The 12,138-nt window shown below is 66.6% G+C and carries 14 protein-coding genes and 1 riboswitch; of the genes, 5 read left to right on the top strand and 9 right to left on the bottom strand.

Features of this window, described 5'->3' with window-relative positions; all coding sequences use genetic code 11:
• Positions 1-3 precede the first annotated feature (3 nt).
• The 3 genes from OJF58_RS06750 to OJF58_RS06760 form a co-directional block, all read right to left on the bottom strand.
• Positions 4-786 (bottom strand): SDR family NAD(P)-dependent oxidoreductase, encoded by a 783-nt coding sequence (locus OJF58_RS06750; protein WP_300782958.1) that lies wholly within the window; start codon positions 784-786, stop codon positions 4-6.
• 22 nt (positions 787-808) lie between these two features.
• The gene (locus OJF58_RS06755) at positions 809-2,260 is read right to left on the bottom strand and encodes an amidase family protein (protein ID WP_300782961.1); all 1,452 of its coding nucleotides are present in this window, start codon (positions 2,258-2,260) and stop codon (positions 809-811) included.
• Positions 2,261-2,512: 252 nt separating this feature from the next.
• Positions 2,513-3,508, bottom strand: coding sequence for an OmpA family protein (locus tag OJF58_RS06760; protein ID WP_300782963.1), 996 nt, complete (start codon positions 3,506-3,508; stop codon positions 2,513-2,515).
• Between the two features lie 437 nt (positions 3,509-3,945).
• Between OJF58_RS06760 and OJF58_RS06765 the strand changes: the two genes are divergently transcribed.
• The 5 genes from OJF58_RS06765 to OJF58_RS06785 all read left to right on the top strand — a co-directional run bounded on the left by OJF58_RS06765 (position 3,946) and on the right by OJF58_RS06785 (position 8,156).
• Positions 3,946-4,671 (top strand): PhoH family protein, encoded by a 726-nt coding sequence (locus OJF58_RS06765; RefSeq protein WP_300782965.1) that lies wholly within the window; start codon positions 3,946-3,948, stop codon positions 4,669-4,671.
• A 235-nt stretch (positions 4,672-4,906) separates the two neighbouring features.
• Positions 4,907-6,793 carry an excinuclease ABC subunit UvrC gene (gene uvrC, locus OJF58_RS06770; RefSeq protein ID WP_366526822.1) on the top strand — a complete coding sequence of 629 codons (1,887 nt, stop codon included), beginning with the start codon at positions 4,907-4,909 and terminating at the stop codon, positions 6,791-6,793.
• Positions 6,794-6,857: 64 nt separating this feature from the next.
• Positions 6,858-7,427, top strand: coding sequence for a CDP-diacylglycerol--glycerol-3-phosphate 3-phosphatidyltransferase (gene pgsA, locus OJF58_RS06775; RefSeq protein WP_300782967.1), 570 nt, complete (start codon positions 6,858-6,860; stop codon positions 7,425-7,427).
• Positions 7,424-7,675 (top strand): molybdopterin converting factor subunit 1, encoded by a 252-nt coding sequence (gene moaD / locus OJF58_RS06780; protein ID WP_300782969.1) that lies wholly within the window; start codon positions 7,424-7,426, stop codon positions 7,673-7,675. The genes pgsA and moaD overlap by 4 nt, the downstream gene beginning before the upstream one ends.
• Positions 7,676-7,679: 4 nt before the next feature.
• Positions 7,680-8,156 carry a molybdenum cofactor biosynthesis protein MoaE gene (locus tag OJF58_RS06785; protein ID WP_300782972.1) on the top strand — a complete coding sequence of 159 codons (477 nt, stop codon included), beginning with the start codon at positions 7,680-7,682 and terminating at the stop codon, positions 8,154-8,156.
• Between the two features lie 56 nt (positions 8,157-8,212).
• Here OJF58_RS06785 and OJF58_RS06790 read toward each other — a convergent pair whose 3' ends face one another.
• The 6 genes from OJF58_RS06790 to OJF58_RS06815 all read right to left on the bottom strand — a co-directional run bounded on the left by OJF58_RS06790 (position 8,213) and on the right by OJF58_RS06815 (position 12,021).
• A complete protein-coding gene (locus tag OJF58_RS06790) occupies positions 8,213-8,455 on the bottom strand; it encodes a DUF2630 family protein (protein WP_300782973.1) in 243 nt (80 codons plus the stop codon).
• A 33-nt stretch (positions 8,456-8,488) separates the two neighbouring features.
• Positions 8,489-9,457: a HesA/MoeB/ThiF family protein gene (locus OJF58_RS06795; RefSeq protein WP_300782976.1), complete on the bottom strand. Its 969-nt coding sequence runs from the start codon at positions 9,455-9,457 to the stop codon at positions 8,489-8,491.
• Positions 9,454-10,062 (bottom strand): thiamine phosphate synthase, encoded by a 609-nt coding sequence (locus OJF58_RS06800; protein WP_300782978.1) that lies wholly within the window; start codon positions 10,060-10,062, stop codon positions 9,454-9,456. The genes OJF58_RS06795 and OJF58_RS06800 overlap by 4 nt, the downstream gene beginning before the upstream one ends.
• A complete protein-coding gene (locus OJF58_RS06805) occupies positions 10,059-10,832 on the bottom strand; it encodes a thiazole synthase (protein WP_300782980.1) in 774 nt (257 codons plus the stop codon). Before OJF58_RS06805 ends, OJF58_RS06800 begins: the two co-directional genes overlap by 4 nt.
• A 3-nt stretch (positions 10,833-10,835) precedes the next feature.
• Positions 10,836-11,033 carry a sulfur carrier protein ThiS gene (thiS, locus tag OJF58_RS06810; RefSeq protein ID WP_300782982.1) on the bottom strand — a complete coding sequence of 66 codons (198 nt, stop codon included), beginning with the start codon at positions 11,031-11,033 and terminating at the stop codon, positions 10,836-10,838.
• Positions 11,002-12,021, bottom strand: coding sequence for an FAD-dependent oxidoreductase (locus tag OJF58_RS06815; RefSeq protein WP_300782985.1), 1,020 nt, complete (start codon positions 12,019-12,021; stop codon positions 11,002-11,004). Before OJF58_RS06815 ends, thiS begins: the two co-directional genes overlap by 32 nt.
• Positions 12,018-12,135: riboswitch (TPP riboswitch) on the bottom strand. Its footprint overlaps the gene before it by 4 nt.
• Between the last annotated feature and the right edge of the window lie 3 nt (positions 12,136-12,138).

A 12,138-nucleotide genomic window follows, 5' to 3' on the forward strand; every position in this document is an offset into this window, starting at 1 on the left:
CTCTCATTTCCCCTTCGGTGTGGCGGCGATCCCCGGCACATGCGCGAGCAGCGACTTGGTCAGTCCGCCGTCGACCACGAGGGCCTGCCCGGTGATATAACTCGCTGCGGGGCCAAGCAGGTAGGCGACAGCATCGGCGATATCGTCCGGCGTTGCCACGCGACCGAGCGGCACCATCTCCGCTCGCCGCCGCGCGAGCGTTCGATTGCGATAGATCGCGTCTGTCATCGAGGTATGAACGAAGCCCGGGCACACCGAGTTGGCGCGGATGCCGTCGGCAGCCCATTCCATGGCCATCATCTCGGTCAGCATGATCAACGCCGCCTTCGCCGGGCTGTAGGCGCCGGTCGGCAATTGCGGCAGACGTCCGGCCATCGAAGCGATCGTGACGATGGCGCCCTTCGATCTTGCCAGATGCCGATGCGCCGCCCTGCCCAGCAGCCAGTTGGCACGCAGATTGATGTCGAACACGCGATCCCAGGTGGCGATGTCGAGATCGAGCAGCCTGCCGGGAGCCGTGATGCCGGCGTTTCCCACGACCGCATCGATGCCGCGCATGGCTTTGGCCGCGACGGCAATCACGCGTGCCGGCGCGTTCGGCCTCGCCATGTCGGCCTTCAAGGTTCGCACCTCGCAACCCGAGGCGCGCAGCGACCGGGCCAGCGCCTCCAGCTCGTCGAGATAGGCGACATCGCACAAGGTGAAGGCCCTGGCGCCATCGGCCGCAAGCCTGAGCGCGACGGCCCGGCCGATGCCGCGGCTGGCCCCGGTGATCACCACCCGCATCGTTTCGTTTCCTCCTGTCGCTTCAGAAGGAGGGTGGCACGGTTCCGGGTTTGGGGTCGATGGGCAGGAGCTTGTGCAGTCCCATCAGGCTTTCGTAGAGCGAGGCGGCCTGCAGCAGCGCCGCCTCGCCTCGCGGCTTGCCGACGAGTTGCAAACCGACCGGTCGGCTGTATGCGTCGAAGCCACAGGGCACGGCGACGGCGGGACTGCCGGCAACGGTGATGGCCGAATTGACGGTCGATCCCGCCATATAGTTCTCGAGCTTCTTGCCGGCAATGGTGGCAGGCGCGCGCAGATGGACGTCGAAGGCGGCGGTCGGCGCGCCGGGCGTCACCAGCAAATCGTATGTCTGGAAGAATTCGCTCATGCGCCTGAAAAGCGCCGCGCGTTCACGCTCGGCCCAAGCGAGGCGGCTGGCTGTCTGCTCGAGGCCGAGCTCGGTGTTCCAGATGATGTCGGGCTTGATCTTGTCGCGGTATTGCTGGAGCTGCAGCTCGCGGTCGACGACGAACTGCTGGCTGCGCAGCGCCATGAACACCTCGTCCACGGGCCCGAAATCGGGCGACGTTTCCTCGACGATGCAGCCCAGCTCCTCGAAACGCCGGGCCGCCTTGGTGCAGATTTCGCGAATCTCGCGGTCGAGCGCCATCCTTCCGCCGAGATCGGCGGTGAAAGCCACCCGGGTTGGCGCGACGGGACGAGCGACGGCGGCACTGAACGAGACGGCCGGCGCATCGAACGTCATCGGATCGTGTGTACAGAAACCCGCCATCGCATCGAGAAACAGGGCGAGATCGGCAACGGTGCGCGCCATCGGTCCCTGCACCGACTGCGGCGAATAGAGATTGTTCGACGTGCCGCGCGTCACCCGGCCGGGCGATGGCCTGAGACCGACCACCGAGCAATAGGTCCCGGGACGGCGCAACGAGCCGCCATGGTCGGAGCCGTGCGCCAGCCAGACCTCGCCCGTCGCCACCGAAACCGCGCCGCCGCCAGTCGAGCCACCGCAGGTAAGGGCCGTGTTCCAGGGGTTGCGCGTGCGGCCGAACACCTCGTTGAAGGTGCTGCCGCCGGCGCCGAATTCGGGCGTATTGGATTTCGCCATCACGATACCGCCCTTGCGCTCGATGCGCTCCACCAGCGGATGGGATTTCGTCGGCACATGGTCGGCGAAGATCGGCGAGCCGTAGGTGGTGCGCACGCCGGCCACGTCCGTCAGGTCCTTGATCGACACGGGAAGGCCTGCGAGCCAACCCGCTTCGTCCTTCGCTTCACAGGCGTCCGTGCCGGACATGATGCGCCTGGCGTGGATACGAGCGCGATCGAGACAAAGGGTCGGCAACGCGTTGACCGCCGGCTCGACCTCGGCGATGCGCCGCGCCGACGCCTCGACCAGATCAAGCGGCGTCAGCTCGCCCTTCTTCAGCCGCGTCACCGCCTCGACCGCTGTCATTCGGTAAAGATCGTCGCCCATCTCCGCTCCTCGAACGTACGCAACCGTACCCGTCATCGTGGCCACAAACGGTCACAATGGCCAGCGGGCAGAGGTGCAACGATCCCTCACGATGTCGCGTTGACGGCTCAGCAGGCAGCTCATTCCTGCCGCCCTTTCCTGACGAAGGGCATGGCCCGTCCCGTCGCTCCCCCGCGGGACGGGCTTCTTCTCTGAATCCAAAAGAGAACGGCCGGGCAGACCCGGCCGTTCGATTTTGCAAAAAGCGGAGCGCTACTGGATCACGATCTCGACACGGCGGTTCTGCGGCTCGCGCACGCCGTCGCCGGTCGGCACCAGCGGCTGGGTCTCGCCCTTGCCGATCACCGAGATCGCCGTCGCCGGCACGCCGTCACGCACAAGGGCGTCCTTGACCGCATTCGCCCGACGCAGCGACAGCGCCATGTTGTAGCTCGCCGGTCCGGACGTGTCGGTGTGGCCGGTGGCGGTGATGCGGGCGCTGCCCTTGGTCTTGTAGGCGTCGGCCGCCTGCTGGATCGTGCTCAGGGCCTGCTGCGACAGGTTCGAGCGGTCCCAGTCGAAGAACACCATGAAGGATGGCGCACTGGGCTGCGGCGGTGGCGGCGGCGGAGCAACCGCCTCCGGCTGACCGAACTTGTAGCTGACGCCCAGCATCACGCTGAAGTTGTTGTTGTTCCAATTGCCATAGGCCGAGGCCGGATTGGTCGTGCCGTAGTAGCGGCCGTCGAGGTTGACGCGGAAGTTGTTGTCGACGTTCCATCCGAGGCCGATGATGCCCTGGTAGGCAAACACGGTGTTGCTGAGTGAGGTCGTGGCGCCAAAGATATCGACGCCGTCGACGAAGCCGACGCCGGCACCGGCGCCGATATAGGGCGTAACCATCGCGCCCGGCAGGAAGTCGTACAGAGCGTTCACCATGACGCCGACCTGATTGACGTTCCGGCTGGCGTTGAAAGCGCCGAACGTCCCAAGCCCGGTCATGTACGTATCGTTCTGCCGGAAGACGCCTTCGAGCTCGATGCGCGGACCGACGAAGTCATAGCCGATCACCGCACCCGCGGCCCAGCCCGTCGTGGGGTAGCCATTGGCGACACCCATATTGTAGTTGAGCAGCCAGTTCGCTCCCCCTTCCAGGCCGATATACACGCCCGGATAGGTCTGATGCTGCGTAAACCAGTCCGATTGCGCGTTGGCACCCGCCATCGGCAAAGCGATAAGGGCGGCCGCGCCGAGCAGCGTCTTTTTCATGCTGGAACATCCTCGATTGCGAAAGCAGCGTGACGACTGTCCAACGCCATGAAGCCGCCATACGTTGCCCAAAGCCGCCACAGCGGCCGCTTTCACGCCAAAGCTGTGGCGTCAGTGCAACACTTCAGGCTTACGCCAGGGAAGGCGTTCCAAGCCATCCGCGCATTCATTGTATGAAATGTCCGTGACGTCCATAAATATTGTAGCCCGCTCGCGGGGATCGGCGTAGGCTTCGGTCGGTAAGTGAAGGAGGTGCCTATCCGTTCGAGGACCAAGCGCCCCGACGGAACCAAGACCATCGGTGGAATGACCGCCGTGTGCGTTGTGCGCCGCACCTTCCGACTTGCCGCCGATCGCCCCCCGCCTCCGCTTGCGGAGGCGTTCTTGCTTTCGGGTGCCCGGCCTCACTCACCCGCTTCTGACCCCGGAGTATGAATATGGCAAAACGCGCCGCCCGCCGCGCCAAGCTTCATGCCATCGATAACAACCGGATTCACAATCTCGTCTTCGACCATACGCCGGCCAATGATCGGGATCAGAGCTACGTCCGAAAAATCAGGCCACGCAGCGACAATCAGCGGGTTCTGATGGAGGCAATCGAAACCAAGCCTTTGACGATCGCCGTCGGGCCGGCGGGAACCGGCAAGACCTACCTTGCCATCGCCGCCGCCGTGGAGGCACTCGAGGCGGGAACCGTTTCGCGCATCGTCCTTTCCCGCCCGGCGGTCGAAGCCGGGGAAACGCTCGGTTTCCTGCCCGGCGACATGCGCGAGAAGCTCGACCCCTACCTCCGTCCCCTGTGGGATGCCCTGAACGACCGCCTGGGGGCAAAACGCCTGCGCCAGAACCTGGACGACGGCACCATCGAGATCGCCCCGGTCGCCTTCATGCGTGGCCGGACGCTGAACAACAGCTTTGTGCTGATCGACGAGGCGCAAAATTGCACCTATGGCCAGATCAAGATGCTGCTGACGCGACTTGGCTGGCACTCGACGATGGTGATGACGGGCGATCCCGATCAGACGGATCTGCTGCCGGAACTCTCGGGCCTGGGGGCCATCGCCCAGCGCCTCGAGGGGCTTCCGGACGTGGCGGTCGTCCGGTTGGCGGACAAGGATGTGGTTCGCCACCCCCTGGTCGGCAGAATGCTAGCCGTGCTTTGAAACGCCGGAAGTTATCCACATATGGGAATGTAACAAACGATTGGGGAAAAACAGGAACGCAGGCTGCCGCGATCATTCTCGGTGGACAGCACCTATGCCCAATAGCCATTTCATATCAATAAATTAGCTTCGGGGTGGCAGGCCGTTGCCACCCTGACTACATTGAGTCAATACGGTGACGCCGATGTAACGTCGCCTATGCGATCGGCTTTTTCACAGACTTCCCCACACCGTCGTGAGCAACGAGACCGACATCGAACAGCCGCCGAGCGAAGGATCGCTCGCCGACGGCATGCGGATCATCGCCGACCTTGTCCGTACTCTGCCACGCAAGCCGGGAGTCTATCGGATGATCGCCAGCGATGGCGAGGTCCTCTATGTGGGCAAGGCGAGGTCGCTGCGCAGCCGCGTGGCCGCCTATACACAGCCGACGCGGCTGGCCACCCGCCTGATGCGCATGGTGTCGGCGACACGGACCATGGAGTTCGCGGTCACCGACAGCGAGGCCGAGGCGCTGCTCCTCGAGAACAATCTCATCAAGCGCTTCCGGCCGCGCTTCAACGTGCTGCTGCGCGACGACAAGTCCTTCCCCTACATCGTCATCCGCCGCGACACCGAATGGCCGCAGCTTGCGAAGCATCGCGGCACGCGCGAGCCGGACAACGAATATTTCGGTCCCTTCGCCTCGGCGACCGCGGTCAACCGCACCCTCTATGCGCTGCAGCGCGCCTTCCCCCTGCGGTCCTGCTCCGACGGCGTCTTCTCGACCCGCACCCGACCCTGCCTGCAGTACCAGATCAAGCGCTGCACCGCGCCCTGCGTCGGCCGTATCGACAAGCCCGAGTACGACAGGATCGTCGACGAGGTGCGCGACTTCCTGGGCGGTCGCAACCGCGAGGTCCAGCAGGCGCTGTCGCAGCGGATGGAACGGGCCTCGGCCGAGCTCGAATTCGAGCAGGCCGCCGTCCTGCGCGACCGCATCAAGGCGCTGGCCCACATCCAGTCGCACCAGTCGATCAGCCTGCATTCGATCGACGAGGCCGATATTTTCGCCGCCCACGCCGAGGGCGGGCAGGTCTGTGTGCAGGTCTTCTTCCTGCGCGCCGGCCAGAATCTCGGCAACCGGGCCTACTTCCCGAGCCACGGCAAGGAGCTCGACGAGTCGCAGGTGCTGTCGGCCTTCATCGGGCAGTTCTACGAGTCGCGGCCCGCGCCCAGGCTCGTGCTCACGAGCCACGAAGTGGCCGAGGCCGAGCTTCTGGAAAGCGCGCTCGCGCTCTCGGCGGGCCACAAGGTCGAGATCCGCAATCCCCGGCGCGGCGACCAGAAGGATGCCCTCGATCAGGCTGTCACCAATGCGCGAGAGGCGCTGGCGCGCCGCATGGCCGAGCGCGGCACGCAGCGCCAGCTGCTGGAGGGGGTGGCGCGGGTGTTCGGCCTCGACGCGCCGCCCGAGCGCATCGAGGTGTACGACAACAGCCATATACAAGGCGCCGCCGCGATCGGCGCCATGATCGTGGCCGGCCCCGACGGCTTCATCAAAAATGCGTACCGCAAGTTCAACATCCGGACGGAAGGGGCGGCCGGCGACGACTTCGCGATGATGCGCGAGGTGATGAGCCGGCGGTTCGGCCGCGCACTCAGGGAGAATCCCGAACGCGACGAGGAGCATTGGCCGGATCTCGTGCTGATCGACGGCGGCCAGGGTCAGGTCGAGGCGGTCCGTCAGGTGCTGACCGAGCTCGGGCTCGAGGACATCGCCACCGTCGGCATCGCCAAGGGGCCGGATCGAGATGCCGGACGCGAGCGCTTCTTCGTGCCGGGTCGCCCGCCCTTCTCCCTGGAGCCACGCGATCCCGTGCTCTATTTCCTGCAACGCCTGCGCGACGAGGCGCATCGCTTCGCGATCGGCACGCACCGCACGCGGCGGACCGCCGGCATCATGCGCTCGGCCCTCGACGAGGTGCCGGGTATCGGTGCCGGCCGCAAGCGTGCCCTGCTGCACCATTTCGGCAGCGCCCGCGCCGTGGCCGTGGCGACGCTCGAGGACATCAAGGCCGTTCCCGGCATTTCCGATGCCCTCGCCCGCAAGATCCACGACCATTTCCGAGGCGCAGGATGAACCCTTTCTTCTCGCCCCGGGATGACAGGCGGCGGCCGATGGGCTTTATGTTCTTGTGACCATCATGCTCAACACCGCGAACATCCTCACCCTGTCGCGTATCCTCGCGATCCCGCTGGTCGTCGCCTGCCAATGGCTCGACCGGCCGTGGTCGCCCTGGGTGGCGGTGTTCCTGTTTGCCGCCGCGGCGATCACCGACTGGTTCGACGGCTATTTCGCCCGCCGCTATCACCAGATCTCGCGGCTCGGCCGATTTCTCGACCCGATCGCCGACAAGCTGCTGGTGGCTGCCGTTCTCGTCATGCTGGTCCAGGACGGCCCGCTGGGCGGCGTTCACGTGTTCGCCGCTCTGATCATCCTGGCGCGCGAGATCCTCGTCTCCGGCCTGCGCGAGTTCCTGGCCGAGCTGCATGTCGGCTTGCCGGTGAGCCAGCTCGCCAAATGGAAGACGGCCGTTCAGATGACGGCCATCGCCTTCCTGCTCGTGGGGAATGCCGCGGCAAGCTGGGTCACGACCATTGGTCTCTGCCTGATCTGGATCGCTGCCGGCCTGACCCTGGTGACGGGCTACGACTATCTGCGGACCGGACTACGCCACATGGCGGAGGACGCACCGCCGGGCAGCGCCGAATGAAAGTGAGATATTTCGCCTGGATGAAGCGCACGGTCGGCGTCGCCGAGGAGCAGGTCGAGCCGCCGGCCGAGGTGCGCACCGTAGGGGACCTCGTCGCCTGGCTGCGCACGCGCAGCGACGGACATGCCGAGGCACTGGCCGAAGGTGCGGCCTTCGGCGCGGCGGTCGACAAAAGGACCGCGCCGTTCGACGCGCCGCTTGCCGGCGCCACGGAGGTCGCGTTCTTCCCTCCGTTCACGGGAGGATAGGCTCATGGCCGTACGGGTCCAGGAAGCCGACTTCGATGTTGGCGCCGAGATCGAGGCGCTGACCGGGAGCAACAGGCGCATCGGCGGGCTCGCCCTGTTCGTCGGCCTGGTCCGCGACAAGCATGTCCGCGAAGGCCTGCATCGCGAGCCTATCGAGGCGCTCACGCTGGAACACTATCCCGGCATGACCGAGAAGGCGCTGGAGGAGATCGAGGCAGAAGCCCATCGCCGCTGGCCCCTCGAAGCCACGCTGATTGTCCACCGCCACGGGCGACTCGCCGCGGGCGACCGCATCGTCCTCGTCATTGTCGGCTCGCCCCATCGCGAGGCAGCGTTCGAGGCCTGCGAATTCCTGGTCGACTGGCTCAAGACCAAGGCGCCGTTCTGGAAGCTGGAGGAAACGCCGGCCGGCGAGAAATGGGTGGACGCACAGGAGGGCGACGACAAGGCCGCCGCCCGATGGGAGAAGAAGGCCTCCTGAACGCCGCGACCGCCGGGCTCGGTCCGGCATGCATGGCCAGGCCGGAGCTACGCCGGCTATCCTTGGTAGTTCTCCACCGTCTTGGCCGACCGCACTTGCGCGTCGTCCGGATTGCGGCCGAACTCGCGCAAGGCGCGCCTCTGGCGCAGAAGATCCCAGCATCGGTCGAGCTCGACATTGATCGAGCCAAGCCGTTCCTTTTCCTCGTCCGAGATCGTGCCCTTGCCGTAGAGCCGCTTCTCTTCCTCAACCAGGTGCTCGATATGCTTGAGCACGGTCTGATCGGTGACATGCGTCATGACAGCTCTCCGTCGATCAAGTGCCCCCGTCGATCACCCCAAGGCCACCAGGGCGAGATTGGCAAGGCCCCGGCCGCGCAGCCGGTCGGCCGCCATGAGGGACCGCTGCCCGCTGCGGCAACAGAGGACAATGCGTTGCGAGGGCGGAGGTTGCGTGACGATTTCCTCCACATGGTCGACATCGAGCCGTCTTGCGCCGGCGAACGGCGAGACGGGCGCCTCGTCTAAGCCACGCAGGTCGACGACGAGATCGTCCGGACCGACAGCGGAAGGCGCGATGAAGGGCACGGCCGCCTCCGGCTCCGGACTGCCTTCGAAGCCGAAGCCGCCGAAGGCGAGCTTCTTTGCATCGAAGGTCACGACGCGACCGAGCACCGTGGGCTCGAGCTTCAACAGGAGATGCAGCGCCAGATGCGCCTGCAGGGCGCCCAGCACCGCCACGGCCGTACCGAGCACGCCGACCGTCGCGCACGTTCCGCCGTCGATGGACACGTCGGGAAACACGGCGCGATAGCTCGGTCCGCCCCCGCAGAAGGCGCCGGCATAGCCTGTAAGGCCGATCGCCGACGCGCTCACGAGCGGCTTGGCCGCCGCGGCGCAGGCATCGCTCAGGATGTAGGTCACCGCGAAGCTGTCGGCGGCGTCGACGATCACGGCCGCCCGCGCGACCAGTTCCGAAGCGTTCTGCGGCGTGAGACGTTCGACGATCGTCTCGACGGCAAGATCCGGGTTGAACCGGCGCAGGATCGCACCGGCCGCTTCGGCCTTCGCCTTGCCGATGTCAGCCATGCCGTAGAGCGGCTGGCGATGGAGGTTGCTCTCCTCGACCGTGTCGTGGTCGACGATCAGCAGCGTACCGACGCCCGCGCCGGCGAGATATTGCAGCACCGGGCAACCGAGGCCGCCGGCGCCCACGACCAGCACCGAGGCGGCCGCAAGCCGAGCCTGGCCTGCGCTACCGACCTCGTCGAGAACCGTTTGCCGTGCGTACCGGTCCGTCATGCCGGCACGCGCGTGGCGGCGAGCCACGCCTTGGTCTGGCCCATCGGATCGGCATGGTTGACGATGTCGCCCACCACCGCAGCCGAGTCGGCGCCGGCCGCGAGGCAAAGCTTGGCGCGCTCGACCGTCAGGCCGCCGATCGCCACCAGGGGCTTGTTGCCGATCAGCTTCTTCCATTCGCCGATTCGTTCCAGCCCTTGCGGCGCCCACGGCATCTTCTTGAGCAGCGTCGGATAGATCGGGCCGAGCGCCACATAGTCGGGATTGGCCGCGAGCCCCTTCTCCAGCTCGGCGTGATCGTGCGTGCTCACGCCCAGCAGAAGGCCGGCGCGACGGATCGCCTTCACGTCAGCGCCCACCAGATCCTCCTGGCCGAGATGAACCCAGGTGCATTTCTCGTCGATGGCGATCTGCCAATAGTCGTTGACGATGAGGTCGGCGCCATGCGTGGCGCACACTGCCCTGGCCACCCGCACTTGGCGACGCAATTCTTCATCGGGCTGGTCCTTGATGCGGAGCTGGATGAAGCGGGCACCCGCCGGCACCAGCCGCGCTACCCAATCGGCATCGGGAACGACGGGATAGAAGCGGTCGATCATGGTCAATCTCCCAGCGCCGCCCGACCGATGGTGGGCGTCGACGGGACAGCCATGTCGCGCGGCTCCATCGGCTGGGCCCTGAACGCCGTATGGCCGGCCTCGATGGCAAGCGCAAAGGCCCTGGCCATCGCCACGGGATCGCCGGCCTCGGCCACGGCAGTGTTGAGCAGCACGGCGTCGTAGCCGAGCTCCATGGCCGCCGCCGCATGGGACGGCACGCCGAGCCCCGCATCGACCACGAGCGGCACGTCGGGGAAGTGGGCGCGCAAGGCTTTCAGGCCATAGACGTTGTTGAGGCCTCGCGCCGAACCGATCGGCGCGCCCCACGGCATCAGCACGCGGCAGCCCGCTTCGACGAGGCGGTCGGCCACCGCGAGATCCTCGGTCGTATAGGGAAAGACCTCGAAGCCTTCCTCGCCCAGCACGCGCGCCGCCTCGACCAAGCCGAAGACATCGGGCTGCAGCGTGTCCTCGTCGCGGATCACCTCGAGCTTGACCCACGACGTCTCGAAGAGCTCGCGCGCCATGTGCGCGGTCGTGACGGCCTCCTTCACCGTGTGGCAGCCCGCGGTATTGGGCAGCACCCGCACGCCGAGCGAGCGCACCAGCGACCAGAAGCTCTGCCCGGCTCGCTCGGGTCCCGCTTCGCGACGCAGGGAAACGGTCACCACCTCCGCCCTCGACGCCCGGATCGCCTCTGCCAGGATCTTGGGCGAAGGGTAGCGCGCCGTGCCGAGCAGCAGCCGCGATTTCAGTTCGACGCCGTAGAAGGCCATCGGTCAGCCCCCCTGCATGGGCGCCACGACCTCGATCTTGTCGCCGTCGACAAGCCTGGTCGTGGGCCGCAGGCTGGCGGAAACGAAGCGGCCGTTCACCGCCGTCGCGATCTTCCGCCCGCCGTAACCCAGGATATCCAGCGCGCCCGCAAGCGTGCCGGGCTCAACCTCATGCTGGTCGCCGTTCACGTAGATCCGCATCGATGGTCTCCAGGGAAGGAAGCAACTCGGCCGTCCGCTCGGCCACCTCGCGCGCCAACGCGGGCGCCAGCAGGAAGCCATGACGATAAAGGCCATTGGCATAGAGGATCCGGTCTTTCTGCCGCACCGCCGGCAAGTTGTCCGGAAAGGCCGGCCGTACATCGGCGTTGATCTCGAGGATCTCCGCCTCGCCGAACGCCGGATGCAACGCATAGGCGGCGTTCAGGAGATCGACGGCGGAGCGCACCGTCGGGCCGCCGCGCGCCTCGCTTTCGATCATCGTGGCGCCCACCATGAATATGCCCGCGCCGCGCGGCACGACGTAGAGCGGGATGCGCGGATGCAGCATGCGCACCGGCCGAGAGAACTCGAGATCGCGCGACCGGATCACCAGCATTTCGCCGCGCACGCCGCGCAGATCCGAAAGCGCGTCGCCTGCCGCGAGCCCCCGGCAATCGACGATCAGGCCGTGCCGCGATCTTGCGGGCGAAAAGTCGACGCCGAAGCGGATCGGCACGCTGCGGGTGCGCAAGGCATCGGCAAGCGCCGCCAGCGCCCGACGGGGATCGAGATGCCCTTCATCGGGAAAGAACAGCGCGCGGCGGTAGCGGCCGGCGAGATCGGGTTCGAGCTCGGCAAGGCGCTCCCCGTCGACCCACTGGAAATTCCCGGTGCGCCCGGCGAAGCGCGAGAGCTCGCCCATGTCGCGGGCCTGCGCCACGACGAGGCTTCCCTGGCGGACCGTGCCGGCGAAGTGGCGCACCCACCAGTCGATCGACGGCGCTCCACGCAGGGCGACCGCCGGCTCCGTGGTGGCCCGCTCGCACCACGGCGCCAGCATGCCGCCCGCCATCCACGAGCAGCAGCCATCGCCCAGCGCGCGGCCGCGCTCGACCACCTCGACGGCATATCCACTTTCGGAGAGCTCGAGCGCGCAACAAAGTCCTGCGACGCCGGCACCTACGACAATGACGCTCGACTGGCTCAACCGCTGGCTCCCGTTCCTTCGCCGGCATGACCCGGATCAGGTTCAAAGGGTTCAGCCGTTCCGGCTGTCTCAGACCAGCCTCCTCGCGGAGACCGGACACCCCTCGGACATATGGTA

The sequence above is a fragment of the Enhydrobacter sp. genome, from assembly GCF_030246845.1.
Lineage (GTDB): Bacteria > Pseudomonadota > Alphaproteobacteria > Reyranellales > Reyranellaceae > Reyranella.